The sequence below is a fragment of the Chromobacterium sp. IIBBL 290-4 genome (genome assembly GCF_024207115.1).
Classification (GTDB): Bacteria; Pseudomonadota; Gammaproteobacteria; order Burkholderiales; family Chromobacteriaceae; genus Chromobacterium.
On record NZ_CP100128.1, the window covers coordinates 1,519,195 to 1,536,408 of the forward strand.

Sequence of the window (17,214 nt, forward strand, 5' to 3'; positions counted from 1 at the left end):
GGCCTCAGCGCGGCTCGGCCAGCACGGCGTCTATCAGCGGCTTCGCGCCGTCGTCGATCAGCTTTTTGGCCACGGCGCGGCCCAGCGCTTCGGCGTAGTCGGCCGGCGCGCTGGCGCTGGCGGTCAGCACCACCGAGCCGTCCGGATGCGCCACCAGGCCGCCCAGGGTCAAGGTGCCCTCGCTCAGGGTGGCGAAAGCGCCCAACGGCACTTGGCAGCTGCCGCCCAGCTCCTTGGCCAGCGCGCGCTCGGCGGCGGTGCAGGCTCGGGTGGCCGGGTGATTCAGCGGCGCCAACAGCGCGATCAGATCGGCGCGGTCTTCGCGGATCTCGATGCCCAGCGCGCCCTGGCCGGCAGCCGGCAGGCTTTCCGACGGCGCCAGCTCGCTCTGGATGCGCTCAGCCAGGCCCAGACGCTTCAGGCCGGCGGCGGCCAGGATGATGGCGTCGAATTCGCCGTCGTCCAGCTTCTTCAGCCGCGTCTGCACATTGCCGCGCAGCGGCTGCACCCGCAGATGCGGAAACTGGGCGCGCAGCTGGGCCTCGCGGCGCAGGCTGGAGGTGCCCACCACGCTGCCGTCCGGCAATTCGGCCAGGCTATGGAAACGGTTGGAAACCAAGGCGTCTCGCGGGTCTTCGCGCTCGCACACCGCCGCCAGCGCGAAGCCGGCCGGCAGCGTCATCGGCACATCCTTCAGCGAATGCACCGCCAGATCGGCGCGGCCGTCGAGCAAGGCCTGCTCCAGTTCTTTCACAAACAGCCCCTTGCCGCCGATCTTGGACAGCGTCTTGTCCAGAATCTGGTCGCCCTGGGTGGTCATGCCGAGGATTTCCACTGTCAGGTGCGGGTACAGCGCCTGCAGCCGGGCCTGGATGTGCTCGGCCTGCCACATGGCCAGCCGGCTTTCGCGGCTGGCGATGACGATCTTGTCCATGAAACCGGGTTCCATTGCTTGCTATGACGATGGCCGGATTCTACCACGCCGCCATCATGGGCTTGCCGCCGCTTGTTGCTGCGACGCAGCAGAATCAAAACCTTTCCCGTAAAAATGCCGTAGTCTGACCACTACGGCGCGCAAGCTGCTTATGATGAATGTTCGCCTTCGACCCGCGAGCGCTGGCCATTGCCGCCAGTGGCCAGCGCTGACGAGTCAGACACAGGGACACAACAACAATGCTGCACGATCAAGACAAGGACTTGCCGCTGCGGGCCGATCTGGCCTGTCTGGACCGGCTGCTCTCTGAAGTAGTGAACGAACAGGAAGGCCCGGTGGTGTCAGGCGCGGTGCAGGCCATCGCCTCGCGCCGCGGCGACGAACGCAGCCATCCGCTGCCGCAGCTGGCGCCGGAAGCGGCCGCCTCGCTGCTGCGCGCCTGCGGCCTCTACGCCCAGCTGTTCAACATCGCCGAAGACCTGCACCACAACCGCCGCCGCCGCGCCCACCAGCAGGCCGGCTCCGCGCCGCAGCAGGGCAGCGTCGCCCGGGCGCTGGCCAAGCTGCGCCAGGACGGCGTCAGCTTCCATTCGCTGCACCAGTTGCTCAGCCACGCCAAGGTCGGCGCCATCCTCACCGCCCATCCCACCGAGGTGCAGCGCCAGAGCGTGCTGGACAGCCACCGCGCGGTGCGCCGCTTTCTGTCGCAGCTGCACGCGCCGGACCTGACGCTGGAAGAGCGGGAAGAGCTGGAGGCCAAGCTCAAGCGGGTGATCCTGGCCTTGTGGCAGACCTCGGAAATCCGCCATTTCAAGATGACGGTGCGCGACGAGATCACCAACGGCGTCGCCTACCATCCGCTGGCCTTCTTTGAAGCGCTGCCGGCGCTGTATCAGCGGCTGGAGCGCGAGATCGGCCTGCTGTGGGAGGAGGCGCCCAATCTGCCGTCCTTCGTCCGCGTCGGCAGCTGGATAGGCGGCGACCGCGACGGCAACCCCAATGTCGACGCTAGCTTGCTGCGCCAGGCCATCACCCGCCAGGCGCAACAGGCCTTCGAATACTATCTGCAGGAATTGAAAAGCCTGTACCGCGAATTGTCGATGTCGTCGCGGCTGGTCGTCGCCAGCGAAGCGGTGCTGGCGCTGGCCGAAAACTCTCCGGACACGGCGGTCAGCCGCGGCGAAGAGCCCTATCGCCGCGCCTTGGCGACGATGCAGGGCAAGCTGCGCGCCAGCGCTCATCAGCGCGGCGTGGAGCTGGCCTGCCGCTGGGATATCCGCGAGCCTTACGCCGATCATCGCGGCCTGATCCGCGACTTGGCCGCGCTGTCCGCCTCGCTGCGCGCCCACGGCAGCGCCCTGCTGGCCGAGGGCCGGCTGGCGCGGCTGATCCGCAGCGTGGATGTGTTCGGCTTCTTCCTGATGCCGCTGGACCTGCGCCAGCACGCCGCCATTCACGGAAGCGTGGTGGCCGAATTGTTCAGCGCCGCCGGTCTGGAGGAATACCAGGCCTTGGACGAAGCCGCGCGGGTGCGGGCGCTGACCCGCGAGCTGGCCACGCCGCGGCTGCTGTTCTCGCCCTATCTGCGTTATGGCGAGCAAACCGAGAAAGAACTGGCCATCTTCCGCGAAGCGGCGGCGATCCAGCGCGAGTTCGGCGTCGAAGCCATCGGCCAGTGCATCATTTCCAACTGCGCCAGCGTCAGCGACATCCTGGCCCTGGCCCTGCTGTGCAAGGAAGCCGGCCTGATCCGGCTGGAGAACGGCTCGCCGCGCGCCAGCGTCAATCTGGTGCCGCTGTTTGAAACCATCGCCGACCTGGAAAACAGCGAGACGGTGATGCGCGCCTTGTTCGCCCTGCCCTGGTACAAGCAGTTGCTCGACAGCCGCGAGCGGGTGCAGGAAGTGATGCTGGGCTATTCCGACAGCAATAAGGACGGCGGCTATCTGACCAGCCAGTGGCAGCTCTACCAGGCGGAAACGCGGCTGGTGAAGGTGTTCGCCGAAGCTGGCGCGCGGCTGCAGCTGTTCCACGGCCGCGGCGGCTCGGTCGGACGCGGCGGCGGCCCGTCCTACGAGGCCATCGTCGCCCAGCCGGCCGGCAGCGTGGCCGGCCGCATCCGCATCACCGAGCAGGGCGAGGTGATCACCGCCAAATATTCCGACCCGGCCATCGCCGGCCGCAATCTGGAAGCCTTGGTGGCGGCGACGCTGGAGGCCAGCCTGGGCCACATCCCCGGCGGCGAGATCGACGCCGAGCTGTTCGACGAGCTGTCGGCCACCGCCTTCACTGCCTATCGCGCGCTGGTGGAAACGCCGGGCTTCATGCAGTACTTCCTGGAGGCGACGCCGGTCACCGCCATCGCCCGGCTCAATATTGGCAGCCGGCCGGCCTCGCGCAAAAGCCTGTCGTCCATCGGCGACTTGCGCGCGATACCGTGGGTATTCTCCTGGTCGCAATCGCGCTTGATGCTGCCAGGCTGGTTCGGCGTCGGCTCGGCGGTGGCCGCCTATGTGCAGCGGCATGGCGACGCCGGCCTGGCCAAGCTGCAGCATCTCTACCGCCACTCGCCGTTCTTCCAGGTGATGCTGTCCAATATGGAGCAGGTGCTGGCCAAGGCCGATCTGGGCATCGCCCGCCGCTTCTCCCATCTGGTGGCGGATGGAGAATTGGCGGAACGGCTGTTCGGCGCCATCGAGGCCGAATGGCGCAAAACCCACGACGCCTTCTTCGCCATCTCCGGCCAAACCGAATTGCTGGAAACCAACCCGACGCTGCGCCGCAGCCTGGAGTCGCGCCTGCCCTTCCTGGACGCGCTGGGCCTGCTGCAGGCGGATTTGCTGGCCAGACTGCGCGAGGAGCCGGATGACGAGGACACGCTGTACGCCATCCACCTGACCATCAATGGCACCTCGGCCGGCCTGCGCAACACCGGCTAGGCGAAAAAAAGCGCGGTCCGGTCGCCCGGCGCCGCGCGAGACTACCGCCGCGGCCTGGCTAGCCGCGACGGCGGGCACGCTTAACGCAACGCTTTGGCCGGGCCGTCGCTGCCCAATTCCACCGCATAGGCCAAGGCCAGTTGCGAGAACTTCAACGCATGCTTGGCCTGGCTGTCGGAATTGGCCAAGGTATCGTTGCGGCTGTGGATGTAAGGATTGGAGTTGTTGAAGCTGGACTCGAACGGGAACGAGGCCGCATACCCCTGCGCCGTCCACGAAGCGTGGTCGGAGCAGGCATAGCCGCACTGGCTGTAGCCGACCTTCAAGCTGGGCAGATAGGCCTTGGCCAGATTGGCCAGGAAGGTGTTCTGCGCGGCGTTGGTGTAGTCGGTGAACAGGAAGATGTCCTGCGCGTCGCCCTGGTAGTTGGTCATATCCAGCTGCAGCGCGCCCACCACATTGGCCTGCTGCTGCTTGAAGCGCTTGGCGATGTCGGCCGAGCCGCGCAGGCCCACCTCTTCCGCCGCATAGGCCATGAACTTGATGGTGCGCCGCGGCTGGTAATTGCTGGCCAGCAGCACGCGCACCACCTCGGTCAGGCTGGCTACGCCGGAAGCGTCGTCGTCCGCGCCCGGCGCGCGGCTGCTTTCGCCGGTGCCGCTGCCGATGGTGGAGTCCAGATGGCCGCCCAGCACGATGGTTTCGGCCGAGTTGTCGGTGCCCTTGATGGTCAGGATCACCGACTTTTGCGGCCAACTGGCATGGGCGAACTGTTCGACGGTCACATCGGTCCGGCTGCCGGCCAGTTGTTTCCACTGCGCGGCGATCCAGTTGGACGCGTTGACGCCATGGCTGGTGGTATAGAAACGGTTCTGGTAATTGGACAGCGACTGGATGGTGCCGAGGATATTGCTGTCCTGCAATTGCGGCAGCAGCTTGTTCACCGCGGCCTGGTTGTCGATGGCGTAGCTGGGCGCCAATGCCTTGGCCAACGGCGCGGCCGCGCCGTTCAAGGCGGCGCGCGCCTCCTGCTGGTTGCCATGGACGATGTAGCCGCCGCAGTGGCGCAGATTTTCATGGATGGCGTCGGACAGCTTGGGCAGCAAGGCTTCATCCACTTGGACCACATGGACGGTTTCGCCGGCCGCGCCCTTGGCCAGGCGGCCATCGGCGGCCAGTTGTCGGCTCTGCTGGCTTTTCACGCCGGCATCCAGTTTGCGCAGTTGCTGGTAGGCCTGATCGCCGATGGATATCCACACCGGCTGTCCCGCCTGCGCGCCGCCGGCGAGGGCAAACAGCGCCAGCGCGGCGGTTTGACGCATTTTCAACATGGGAACACTCCTGAGCTGAGCGAAGTCCGCCGCCTCGCGGCGGCGGCAGAGAGATGGGGCAGGGCCGGCGAGGCCGCGCCCCTTCACGCTGGCATTACTTGCAAGCCACGCCTACCGCGGCGAAGGCCTTGGTCACGTCGGCGCTGCTGTAACCGCGGGCATCGGCCGCTTTCGCCACGCCGCAAGCGGCGCTGTTGTAAGTGGCGTTGGCGGTCCAGTACAGGCGGTTGGCGTCGACGAACACTTCAAACGCCTTGCGAGTGTTCCAGTTGGGGCTGGTGGCGATCAGGTAAAACGCCTTGTTGTACACGCCGCTGGAGTAGTGCACGTCCAGACCGTCGTAGTAGTCCTTGGCATTGCCAATCGATTGGCCGTCCTTGGTCGGGTCGGCAAAGTAACGCAACGCACCGGTCTTCTTGAAGATTTCCGCGCCCACCAGGAAGTCGTTCTTGCCCTTCATGTAGTACTCGGCGGCTTCGCCGGCCATGTCGGAGAACGCTTCGTTGATGCCGCCGGACTGGCCGCTATACACCAGGCCGGAGTTCTGCTCGGTGAAGCCGTGGCTCACTTCATGCGCCGACACATCCAGCGACACCAAGGGGTAGAAAGTGCTGGCGCCGTCGCCGAAGGTCATGGCGGTGCCGTCCCAGAACGCATTCTCATAATTGCGGCTGTAATGCACCTTCATCAGCAGCTTCTGGCTGATCGGCTTCAGATTGAACCAATCCTTGTACAGGTTGAACACCACGTTGCCGAAGTAGTGGGCGTCGTTCAGCGGCGAATAAGCGCCGTTGATCGCTTTGTAGGTGTTGGTCGGGCACGCGAACTTGTACGGGGTGGAACCGCTGGTGCCGCCGTTCAAGTTGATGGTGGCGACATTGCCGCTGTCCATCTTGCAATCGCTGGTGACGATCAGCGGGCCATAGTCCTTGCCATAAGTGTACTGGCCGGTCTTGGCATTGCCGCCGGGGCCGCCGGCTTCGGCGTGGTTCAGGCCTTCCCATTGCTTCAGCACCTGGCCGCTGTTGGCGTCGATGATGAAATTGGGACGACTGGGCGATTTGCCGTCATCAACCACGTAGGAAACCAGATACACCAGCTGGGCCACATTGCGATCGCTCAGGCGAACGACCAGATCCGCCTTCTCGTTGAACGTGGGGTTGCCGTTGGCCTTCAACGACTTGGCCTGGCTCAGCGCGGCTTCGCGGCTCAGCGTCGGCTTGGCGGAGGCCAGGTCCGACTGGATGCCGGCGATATAGTGGCCGCTCAATTTGCCTTGCGCGCCCTTGAACGCCGCGCCGGCCTGCTTCTCTTCCACGACAGCCTCGCCCCACACCGGCACGCCTTGGTAGTACTGCTGATAGCGGGTCACCACTTTGCCGGTGGAGAACTGCGCGCTGCGCAGCGGCTTCAGGTCGCCTTGATTCACGCTGGTGAACGCCGACGCGCCAGCCACAGCCGACTTGGCCTGTTTTTCCAGATCGATGCGCTCTGCGGCGAACGCGGACGCGCTCATCACTGCCAGAGCGGACAGTACCAAACCACGCAGCATTGTTTGCTGTTTTTTCATCACGGACTCCAAATGTAGACAGATGTAGACAAGACAAGGCTTGTGCCGCCTTGCGCTTGGCCGCCTGCCGGATGCGGGCGGCTTCAGGCTGCCGCGCCTCGGGTGGGGCTGTCATCATCGCGGAAGGATGAAGGATGGAGCCGCTTGCCGGGGAAAGTGCCATCCGCCGACGCCGTTCTGTTGGGCCCCGTGCGCATTCCCGCCGCAAGCCTGTCCATCGCCCGGCAAAGGTTTCCCTTGGCGACAGCAACCGGCTACGGGACCGAATCCGGCCACCACGCTGCCAGGCGCGGCGGTCTGGGGTTCTAATCGACAGTGTCTTGACCCATTCAATCCCGAGTGCGTATTTAGGTATTGGAATTTTCACTCAATTATGCATCTGTACTTTCTAGCAGTTGCATGCTGTATACAATGCAAGAGTTTTCCGAAAACATTGTACCTATTGGATTTTTATGCCAATGAATAGCGAGATAAATCGTAATTAAGCGCGCTAAGAAAGCGCGCCTGATTTTGAAAGATAGGGGAATAGAGGAAAAAACAACGATATGACAGACTAATGTAATTTAGACTATCACTTCCTGCGAGGAGGGAGAGGGCCGGCGACGGAACCGCCGCCGGACAAGGAATCCATCACGGAGCCAGCCTGGACTTCCGCCATGAGCCATCCGGCTGCAACAGATACAGCACTCTGTCATGCAATCGGCTAGGCCTGCCTTGCCAGAATTCGATCCGGTCTGGCGCCACGGCGAAACCACCCCAATGCGGCGGACGCGGCACATTGATCGGATGGCGGGCGCCAAACATCGCCGCGCGGGTCACCAGCACCGCCTTGGAGGAGATTTCACTGCTCTGCTCGCTGGCCCAGGCGCCCAGCCGACTGGTATACGGGCGGCTGGCGAAATAGGCGTCGGACACATCCGGCGCCACGCGCACGGCCTTGCCTTCCACCCGTACTTGCCGCTCCAGCTCCGGCCAGAAAAAGGTCAAGGCGACAAAGGGATTCGCCTCCAACGCTTGGCCCTTGCGGCTTTGATAATTGGTGTAGAACAGCAACTGTCCCGCTTCCACGCCTTTGAGCAAGACGATGCGGGAGGCAGGCCGGCCATCTTCGCCAACCGAGGCCAGATTCATCGCGGTGGGTTCATGCACCTGCGCGGCGATCGCTTCGTTCAGCCAGATTTCAAACTGCGACACGGCGTCCGGCAAACACTCTTCCGGAGACAATTCCTTCTTGGAGTACTCAAGACGGATATCGGCAAGATTCAATGACATGACTCCTCCTAAACCAGCATCTTATTCTATTAGCGCCGGCGGCGAAAACGCCGGTGCCGCCGTGGTTCGCCCCAGATCAAGACCTATCCATAGGCGAGCGGATCGACGCGGGCGCAACCCATTATGACAAAGAGTTCAAATGAAGAATATTTGAATTGCCAATTATTTCATCGCTCAAATTCAACTCTCTCTGCCGTCCTCCCCCAGCAGCAACATCCGCATCGCATCCAGCGCGGGCTGGCGCCGATGGCTGCGATGGATCAACATGGTTTGCGCGTAACGCAATGACTCGGGCAGCGAATGCACCGACACCTGGCCTGCCGTCTGCGGCATCGACGCCAGCAAGCTCCGCGGCAGCAGCGCCACCCCCATGCCGCAGGCGACGCAACCCAGCATGGCATGGTAGGAAAACAGTTCGATGACCCGCCGCGCTTGCAAACCTTGTTCCCGCAGCCATTGCTCCAGGCGCTGGCGATAGGCGCAGCCGCTGCCGAAGGTCAGCAAGGTGGCGTCGGCCAGCATGGCCGGCGTCACCTCCCGCAAACCGGCGGCGGCCACCAGCACAATCTCCTCCTCGTACACCTGGCATTGCGCCAGCCGGGCATCGTCTACGCTGCCGCTGACCAGCGCCGCGTCCAGCGCGCCATCCAATACCGCCTGGGTGAGATCGGCCGTCACGCCGGTTTTCAACTCCAGCTGCACAGCGGGAAAGCGGCTGTGATACTCGGCTAGCGCCGGCGCCAGACGGACAGCGGCCGTGCTTTCCATCGCCCCCAAGCGCAAACGGCCTCGCGGCGTGCTATCCGCCAGCGCCTGCCGCGCTTCTTCCTCCAGCGACAGCATTTTCTCCGCATAGTCATTGAGCACGCTGGCGGCATCGGTGGCGATCATGCGCTTGCCTTCGCGCAGGAATAAGGCCACGCCCAGCTTTTCTTCCAATTGCTTGAGCCGGGTGGTGACATTGGATTGCACCCGATTCAGCCGCTGCGCGGCGCGCGTCACGCCGCCTTCGTGCAGCACGGCTTGGAAAATTCGCAGCTCGTCCAGTTCCATCATTCTTATCTAGAGATTATTTCAATCATAATAATTCATTTTTTAAGAATGATAAACGTGTATAGCATGCAAACATAACTCAATGGAGATTGCTAATGTCCACACCCACACTGCGCCAGGGCTATCTGGCGGCATTCGGCGCCGTCGCCATCTGGACCGGCTTCAATATCGTTTCCCGCCTCGCCGGCAAAGGCGCGCTGGCCGGAACGGACGTGCTGGCGCTGCGCGTCGGCACTGCCGCGCTGATTCTGCTATTCGTTGGCGGGCTGCCCGCGGGTTCGCTGCGCGATGCCAGGATTTGGCTGCTGACCGTGTTAGGCGGTCTGGGCGTCAGCATCTTCGCCTATTGCGGCTTCAAATACGCGCCGGCGGCCCATGGCGGCCTGCTGCTGCCGGGCTTGCAACCGTTTTTAGCGGCGGTGTTCGCCTGGCTGTTCACCGGCGAAACCATGCAACGGCATAAGCTTCCGGCTTACGCGCTGATAGCGCTCGGGCTGCTCATCAGCGCCATTCCCATGTTCGGCGACGGCGGCGGCCATACCCTGCCCGGCGACCTGATGTTGCTGCTGTCCTCGCTGAGCTGGGCCAGCTTCGGCGTGCTGGCGCGACGCTGGGGTTTCCAGGCCTGGCCGCTGACGCGCGCCATCACCATCATGGCCGCCTTGCTCTATTTGCCGATCTACATCTTGTTCTTGCCCAAGCATCTGGCGGACGCCTCTTGGGGCGCGCTGGCGTTTCAAGCCTTGTATCAGGGCGTCGGCGCGGCCATCTGCGCCATGCTGCTGTATCTGCGCGCCAGCGCCATCCTGGGCACGGTTCGCGTCAGCGCCTTGTTCGCCCTGATTCCCATCCTGGCCGGCTTGCTGGCGGTGCCGATTCTGGGCGAACCCTTGACCGGCTACCTGGCGGCGGGGCTGGTTTGCGTCAGCCTGGGGGCCTGGCTGGCGGCGCGAGGAAACGCGACAGCGGCGAAACCGGCGCTTCGCGTCAACGCGGCCGCCCAAACACACTAACCTGCTTATCGATCAAATGGCCGTGCCGCGCAACAGCGCCAACAAAGCCTCGCCGTCCAGCCGCGCGCTGGCGTCGCCGCCGGCCAGCAGGCTGTCGGCCAATGCCCGCTTGTCGCGGTGCAGATCGACGATTTTTTCCTCAATGGTGCCGGCCGCCACCAGCCGGTACACCGTCACCGGCCGCTGCTGGCCCATGCGGTAGGCGCGGTCGGAGGCTTGGTCCTCCACCGCCGGGTTCCACCACGGGTCCAGGTGGATCACGTAGTCGGCGGCGGTGAGGTTCAGCCCGGTGCCGCCAGCCTTCAGGCTAATCAGGAACAGATCGCCGTCGCCGGCCTGGAAGGCGTCCATGCTGGCCTTGCGCTGCTTGGTCTGCGTCGATCCGTCCAGATAATGGAAGCGGACGCCCTGCTGCTTCAGATGCTCGGCCACCAGCGCCAGGTGATCGACAAACTGGCTGAACACCAGCGCCTTGTGGCCGTTGTCCAGCAGCTCCTCGCAGATGTCGGCGAAGGCCGCCAGCTTGCTGGCCGGCAGCGCGCTGTCGGGCTGCACCAGCTTGGGATGGCAACAGAAGCGGCGCAGCCGGGTCAACTCGGCCAGCGCCTGCATGGTCTGGCCGCCGGCGGCCGGGTCGGCCTCGGCCACTCGCGCCAGCGCTTCCTGCCGCATCGCCTCATAGACATGGCGTTCCTGCTCGGACAATTCGATCAAGCGCGTGGTCTCGGTTTTGGGCGGCAGCTCGGTCAGCACCTCGCGCTTGGTTCGCCGCAACAGATAAGGCTGGATCAGCGCCTTCAACTGCGCGCGCGCGGTTTCGTCGCCATCGGCGATCGGCTGGGCGTAGCGCTGTTCGAACTGCGCCAGATTGCCCAGCAGACCCGGCGCGATGAAGCGGAACAAGCTCCACAGCTCGCCCAGATGGTTTTCCACCGGCGTGCCGCTGGCGGCCAGGCGGAAATCGGCGCGCAGGCTTTGCGCCACCTGGGCGCGCTGGCTCTGCGGGTTCTTGATCGCCTGCGCCTCGTCCAGCACCACGGACGCCCAATGCACCTCGCCAAAAGCATCGGCCTCGCGCTGCAGCAGGCCGTAGCTGACGATCACCAAGTCTCCCGGTCCGACATCATCCAAGCGGCGCTGCTGGTGATAGGCGCGCAGGCGCAGGCTGGGCGCGAAGCGAGCGGCCTCGGCCAGCCAGTTCAGCGCCACCGAGGTCGGCGCCACCGCCAGCTGCGGGCCCAGGTGGGCTCGGGTCAGCAGCAGCGACAGCGTCTGCACCGTCTTGCCCAGGCCCATGTCGTCGGCCAGGCAGGCGCCGACGCCCCAATGCGCCAGCCGCGCCATCCAGGCGTAGCCTTGCTGCTGATACGGACGCAAGGTGGCGTGAAGATTGGGCGGCACTTGCGGCTCGAAGGCCGTCGCCTCGCGCCAGCGCGCCGCTTGCTGTTGCCAGCCTGCGTCGCCGTCGAATTGCCCCACCTCCTCGCCCAGCGCCTGCAAGCGCGGGCCAGCCAAGGGGCTGATCGCCAGCCCGTCCGGTCCGGCGTGGTCCACCATGCGGGCCAACTCGCCCAGCCGCTGCTGCAGGCTGCCGGACAAAGCCAGCCAGTCGCCGTCGGACAGCTGCAGATACTTGCCCTTCTGGTTGGCCAGCGCGGCCAGCAGATGGCGCAGGGTCAGGATGCGGCCGTCGTCTAGCTCCAGCTCGCCCTCGGCCTGCAGCCAGCCGCCGCGCCGCTTCACCTTCAGCCGCAATTGCGGCATGCCCTCGGCGGCGGCCAGGCGGATTTTGTCGCCCTGCGGCCACAGGCAGACCACGCTATCCTCGCCCGCCGCCTGCAATTGCGACAACAAGGACAGCGCCGAATGCTGATCGGCGAACAGCCAGCCGTCGCCGTCGCGCTGGCCGCGCCCTATCGCCGGGCAGGCTTCGCGCAAGGCGCGCAGACGGCGCGCCTCTTCCGCAAGATCGCGGGCGAACTGGCGGTATTCGCCATCGACATCCAGCACCAGTCCAGCCGCGCCGCGCCCCGGCGCGCTCCAGGCGGCAGCCGGGTGCGGCTTGACCTTGAGCTGCAGCCGCAAGCCTTCCGGCTGGCGGGTCAGCAGAGCGTACAGCGTGGCATCGGCCGGCTCGCTGGCCTGCTCCGGATCGAATTGCGGGCTGGCATCCACCAAGGGCAAGCCCGGCGCGACATCGCGTATCGCCTCCAGCACCCGCTGCCTGGCTTGCCAGGGCACAGCCAGGCCATTGCCCACCAGGTCGGCCAGCGCCTTCAACTCATCGGTCAGTTGGAAAACCAATACCCGTTCCGGCTGCGGCCGCTGCCACAGCAAGCCGCCGCAGCTGGCCAGCCCCTCCGGCAGCAGCTTCAGCCGCAACTCCGCGCCGACACGCTCCATCTCCAACGCCGGCGCGCCCGCCTCCACCCGAATCCGCCGCGCCGGCGCGTCCGCGTCAAACAACAACGGATGGCCGATCAAGACCGGCAGCAAGGGCATGGCGTCGATCAGGCCCGCGTCGCCATCGTTTTGCTCCAGCAAGGCGAGCAGGCGACGCAACACCGGCAAGTCGTGTTCGGCCACCGCCGCCCGTTCCTCATTCAATAGAGAGGTCAAGGAACAGGCGCGGCCGCGCCCCCAGCCTTCGGGGCCGGCGGATTGCAGCAAGGGCCGCAGCTGGGCGCCGGAGCCGGCGAGTTTGAGCCGCCAGACCAGGCGGGAAGAAGCTTGGGTATTCATGGCGGCTGATACTGCCGCAAGCGGGCCGCCATGACCAGAGGCAAGATGCGCGGCGCGGCGATGGCGTATCTTGATATAGGAATCTCGATCAGAATCGGAGGATGCCCATGCGCTACCCGGACTGGCTGCCGCCCGAAGCGACGCAAATCACGCTGGCGCTGTTTCTATCGTTTCTGATCGGCCTGGAGCGGGAGGAGCGCCAGGCCGGCGATCACTACGCCTTCGGCGGCGTGCGCACTTATCCGCTGATCGCGTTGATAGGCTATGGCATCGCCGTGCTGTCCGACGGCCAGCTGCTGCCGGTGGCGCTGGGCTTTGCCGTGATCGCCGCCTTTCTGCTGCTGTCTTACTGGCACAAGCTGGGCGCGTCCGGCTATTCCGGCGTCACCACCGAAATGTCCGGCCTCGCCACCTATCTGATAGGCGTGCTGGTCTGCCACCAGCTCTACTGGCTGGCCACCACGCTGACCGTGGCCAGCCTGCTGCTGCTGGAGTTCAAGACCCGGCTGGAAGGGCTGGCCCGCCGCATCGACCCCGCCGACATCCTCACCCTGACCCAGTTTCTGCTGCTGGCCGCGGTGATTTTGCCGCTGCTGCCCGACGAAGCGGCGGGCCGCTTCGCCATCAACCCGTTCAAAACCTGGCTGGTGGTGGTGGCGGTCAGCGCCGTGTCCTACGGCAGCTATCTGCTGCAAAGGCTGCGCCAGGGCAAGCGCGGGCTGTTGTTGTCGGCGTTGGCCGGCGGGGCTTATTCCTCCACCGTCACCACCTTCGTGCTGGCGCGCCGCTCGGTGGACGCCGCCTCGCCGCGGCTGTATTCCGGCGCCATCCTGATGGCGTCCGGCATGATGTATCTGCGGCTGATGGCCTTCCTCGCCCTGTTCAATCCGGCCTTGCTCAGCCGGCTATGGCAGCCCTTCTCCTTGCTGGCCGCGCTGGCCTTGCTGGGCGGGGCGGGATGGGCGCGCAGCGGCCAGGCGGACACGGCTAGGCCCGACGCAGCCCATCCGCCGAAAAATCCGCTGGAAATCGGCGCGGCGCTGATGTTCGCGCTGCTGTTCATCGCCATGCTGGCGGCCACGCGGCTGGCGGCGCAATACCTGGGCTCGGCCGGCGTCTACGCGCTGGCGGCGGTGATGGGCGTCAGCGACGTCGACCCCTTCATCATGAGCATCACCCAATCCACGCCGCAGCTGACGCCGCTCTCCCAGGCGGCCGCGGCGATCCTGATCGCCACCTCGGCCAACAACCTCGCCAAGGGCGTTTACGCGCTGTCGCTGGGTTCGCGCGCCGCGGGCAGGCAGAGCCTGGCGCTGTTGCTGGCGCTAGCCGCGCTGGGCTTGTCGGCCTTGCTGTGGGGATGATGGGAGCCACCATGGCTGCCGGCGCAGCGCATCCCGAATCTGGACGCGATGAAACCCATTAATCGCGCGTTATCCACAGATATCGCATTGCAGCGAATTTATCCACAGCTACCACTTGCAGCCCTGCTTGGCTCGGGACAATGCGTCCCAATCCTCTTCAAAATCGATTTCACGGCCATTGGCGCCGCGATAATGAAAGCGGTAGTAGTTCACGCCTTGATGGGTGGTCGTGTATTGGCCGTTGATGCGGCCGTCGACGATTTCCAGCCACTCCTCGGTGAATTGATAAGGCCGTCCCTCGCCCGCTTCTTCTTGCTCATCGCGCAGCCATACCAAGGTGATCGGTTTGCCGCGCTTGCCATAGCGCACATAAGCAACCGACCAAGCGCTATCGGCATCGCCCACGCTGGTGAATTGCAGGTGAATGGGCTTGCCGCCGTTGGCGGCGACAAAACAACGCGTATCGCTCTCCAACGCCGCCTGCGCCGCCCACGGCAGACACAGCAACCAAATCATTTGTTTCATTTACTTTCCAGACACATTGATATCTGCGCAGCATCTACCAATGCCCGTTTACAGACCTAGATCTCAAGGTTAGGGATGATTCGTTATGACAGGAAGCCGGATTCTCAAGCAAGGATGCTGGCCATTGCCCTATCCCGTAGGTTCTTGATAGCGATACCCATACAAACAGATAAGCTCCCTGTCGTAGTATCCCTTCCGAAAATGGCGACCTGCTAACACAAGAAAATATAGGTTTAAAGTGTATAAACTAGGTATGAATTGTGAATATTACACATCTGCAATTATCGACACCATAGGAATTTTCCCCCAAAGTTCGCCTGCCTTCTGTTTAAAGGCATATCAAACCTGGAAAATCTTGAGTGTGTAAAATGTATAAACCCTATCATCCATTTAATTTCTTTTTAGCTTGTTCATTTACCCTATTATCTGCTTGCAGTGGTGGGGGAAGCGGCAGCAACTCTCAACAAATAAAAAGCAATCAACCAGGTACAGCGGTCAATCCAGCAACTGGAACTTATACGATGGAAGGTAACCTAGACAGTGTTGTCGGTATTGATTCCGAACATCGTGGTTACCGAGATGATGTCTGGCAAAAAATTCAGGATTTGCATCCCTCCACGCCCAATATCAAAGCAGGAGCTGAACTTATTGCTCGCATGTACCAGCAATCGATAACCACTTATCAACAAAACAGCCCAGAAACAACCGATAGTATTGTTTATAGAGAATCTGAAAATGCGGCCTGTGCCATTCAGATGGCGGGCCCAGAAAAATTAGATGAGCTCACTAAAATCAACGGCGCCATCTATGCTCGTACTTACAATACATTAGAACGCCTCTCCGCTCGACAAGCTGCGGTAAATAGTCCTACGTCAATTATCAGTTTAAATGTCGCTCCAACCCACTGTCCTCAAACTGGGAATGCACAATGAATTACTACGTGAAAAAAGTAATTAATCTACTTCTTCCCGCATTCATATTGCTGGTTTCCAACTCCGCCCAAGCCATTTATAGACCAGATATAGATTTTCTGAATGCTTATCCATGGTCAAGAGTGTGTGGAAAAAAGCCGCAAATTTACTATATAAACGGAATATGGTCGCCAGGGCCTGCCGCTCAGGTTATGGCTGCTAATGCATTAGGGAAGAGTTTATTCCTTAACGGCGTGCCATATTTTAATGTTATTACTCCTCTTCACAACCCTTCAGAAGGTAGGCTACTTGATATATTTAGAAAATTGACCTTACAGAAATTTGGGGAAAGAATCGCTGCAGTAGAAAAAGCAAGATATATAGAAAATCTCAATTTGATGGGAAATGGGTTAAAATCCGATCTTTCATCAGAAGAAAGCAATAGCGCCATGAGTGCTATTACTTCTTCTTTTGCAACTCAGTCACTTCAATATGATCCAATAGCATTGAATACGCTAAACTCATCATATGAGTGGATTGCAGTCAGTTCATCCTGGGGATTAAAACAAATAATTGTTGCTCACTCTCAAGGCAATATGTTTGCCCAGGGCATATATTCCAGGTTTCAAGCCGATGACAAACGATTCAAAGAGTATCATATTAAAGACCACCTTCAAGTCGTTAATGTTGCTACGCCAGCAGCAACTCCAGACACAGGAAAATATATCACATCCAATCGCGATCAAGTCATAAACACATGGGCCAGAGCTTTATCTACCGAGCTCCATCTTCTTCAGCCTGCGCCAGCAAATTTCGATTCCGGATTTAGCACATACTTATACGATTTGAGCGGTCATGGTTTTCAAGAGGTTTATCTGAATCCATCGCTAGGATTAGAACAGGAGGTAATCAGGCTCATCAAATCTGCTAGCGCCGCAGCAAAGTACCGAGGCGCCGACAATTACTTATCGGGGAATATGTCTAAATTCGAATTAGAAGGGTCTGGATATGTAACCATCACATACCCTAATGGGGTTCAAGAGCATATTGAGTCAAACCAGATGACGCCGAATGTGCTGAGCCTGAACTGCAATGATGTTCAGACCGGCACTTATCATATACAAGTTACCTCTCGCCCCTACCTGACAAGCACTAATAACAGTCAGAATACGTATCGGTCTAACCTTAAATTCTACGTAGAGGGTGGAATAGGGCAACCGTGGCTTGGCCACATCGGCAATACCATTGACGTCATCGGGCCAGGTGTTCAGGAGGACCAACCAGTAGCAAGCCCCGCTCCTCGCATGCTAGGCAATTTTGACTTTATAGTTGAGCGCGATGAGAAGATAGATGGTTATCGTACTGTTTTAGTTAAAAACCGATAATAATAATACTTTTCCATCTCATTATCGCATGTAGATACGCCACAAAACTATTACCTAGTTTTGTGGCGCATAGATAAAAATTACATACTCAACAATCGCAAAAACTCTACATGATGTCCATGCAAGCATTCATGGTTGGATGCTCTCTCATCCACAATATCCAGCTAAAATTCAA

12 protein-coding genes are annotated in these 17,214 nt (G+C 61.7%); 5 read left to right on the forward strand and 7 right to left on the reverse strand.

Annotated features, from left to right (window positions below; genetic code table 11):
* Positions 1-4: 4 nt before the first annotated feature.
* Positions 5-934: a hydroxymethylbilane synthase gene (hemC, locus tag NKT35_RS07105; RefSeq protein WP_254300247.1), complete on the reverse strand. Its 930-nt coding sequence runs from the start codon at positions 932-934 to the stop codon at positions 5-7.
* A gap of 239 nt (positions 935-1,173) precedes the next feature.
* Here hemC and ppc point away from each other — a divergent pair, with 239 nt between their 5' ends.
* Entirely contained in the window at positions 1,174-3,873 is a 2,700-nt protein-coding gene (ppc, locus tag NKT35_RS07110) for a phosphoenolpyruvate carboxylase (protein WP_254300248.1), read from the forward strand.
* Between the two features lie 80 nt (positions 3,874-3,953).
* On the opposite strand, the gene NKT35_RS07115 is transcribed toward ppc, so the two are convergent.
* The 4 genes from NKT35_RS07115 to NKT35_RS07130 all read right to left on the reverse strand — a co-directional run bounded on the left by NKT35_RS07115 (position 3,954) and on the right by NKT35_RS07130 (position 9,102).
* Positions 3,954-5,204 carry a M28 family metallopeptidase gene (locus NKT35_RS07115; RefSeq protein WP_254300249.1) on the reverse strand — a complete coding sequence of 417 codons (1,251 nt, stop codon included), beginning with the start codon at positions 5,202-5,204 and terminating at the stop codon, positions 3,954-3,956.
* A 94-nt stretch (positions 5,205-5,298) separates the two neighbouring features.
* Entirely contained in the window at positions 5,299-6,774 is a 1,476-nt protein-coding gene (locus tag NKT35_RS07120; RefSeq protein ID WP_254300250.1) for a M4 family metallopeptidase, read from the reverse strand.
* 630 nt (positions 6,775-7,404) lie between these two features.
* Positions 7,405-8,046 carry a pyridoxamine 5'-phosphate oxidase gene (gene pdxH, locus NKT35_RS07125; protein WP_254300251.1) on the reverse strand — a complete coding sequence of 214 codons (642 nt, stop codon included), beginning with the start codon at positions 8,044-8,046 and terminating at the stop codon, positions 7,405-7,407.
* Between the two features lie 180 nt (positions 8,047-8,226).
* The gene (locus tag NKT35_RS07130; RefSeq protein WP_254300252.1) at positions 8,227-9,102 is read right to left on the reverse strand and encodes a LysR family transcriptional regulator; all 876 of its coding nucleotides are present in this window, start codon (positions 9,100-9,102) and stop codon (positions 8,227-8,229) included.
* Between the two features lie 92 nt (positions 9,103-9,194).
* Between NKT35_RS07130 and NKT35_RS07135 the strand changes: the two genes are divergently transcribed.
* Complete coding sequence (locus NKT35_RS07135) at positions 9,195-10,112, forward strand: DMT family transporter (protein WP_254300253.1); 918 nt, start codon at positions 9,195-9,197, stop codon at positions 10,110-10,112.
* Between the two features lie 12 nt (positions 10,113-10,124).
* Here the strand turns inward: NKT35_RS07135 and NKT35_RS07140 are convergent, their stop codons facing one another.
* Positions 10,125-12,854, reverse strand: a complete 2,730-nt coding sequence (locus NKT35_RS07140) for a DEAD/DEAH box helicase (protein WP_254300254.1) — start codon at positions 12,852-12,854, stop codon at positions 10,125-10,127.
* Positions 12,855-12,961: 107 nt separating this feature from the next.
* Here NKT35_RS07140 and NKT35_RS07145 point away from each other — a divergent pair, with 107 nt between their 5' ends.
* Positions 12,962-14,218, forward strand: coding sequence for an MgtC/SapB family protein (locus NKT35_RS07145; protein ID WP_254300255.1), 1,257 nt, complete (start codon positions 12,962-12,964; stop codon positions 14,216-14,218).
* 108 nt (positions 14,219-14,326) lie between these two features.
* On the opposite strand, the gene NKT35_RS07150 is transcribed toward NKT35_RS07145, so the two are convergent.
* Complete coding sequence (locus NKT35_RS07150; RefSeq protein WP_254300256.1) at positions 14,327-14,743, reverse strand: hypothetical protein; 417 nt, start codon at positions 14,741-14,743, stop codon at positions 14,327-14,329.
* Positions 14,744-15,111: 368 nt separating this feature from the next.
* Here NKT35_RS07150 and NKT35_RS07155 point away from each other — a divergent pair, with 368 nt between their 5' ends.
* The gene (locus tag NKT35_RS07155) at positions 15,112-15,675 is read left to right on the forward strand and encodes a hypothetical protein (protein ID WP_254300257.1); all 564 of its coding nucleotides are present in this window, start codon (positions 15,112-15,114) and stop codon (positions 15,673-15,675) included.
* Positions 15,672-17,039, forward strand: coding sequence for a hypothetical protein (locus tag NKT35_RS07160; RefSeq protein ID WP_254300258.1), 1,368 nt, complete (start codon positions 15,672-15,674; stop codon positions 17,037-17,039). Before NKT35_RS07155 ends, NKT35_RS07160 begins: the two co-directional genes overlap by 4 nt.
* Positions 17,040-17,214 lie beyond the last annotated feature (175 nt).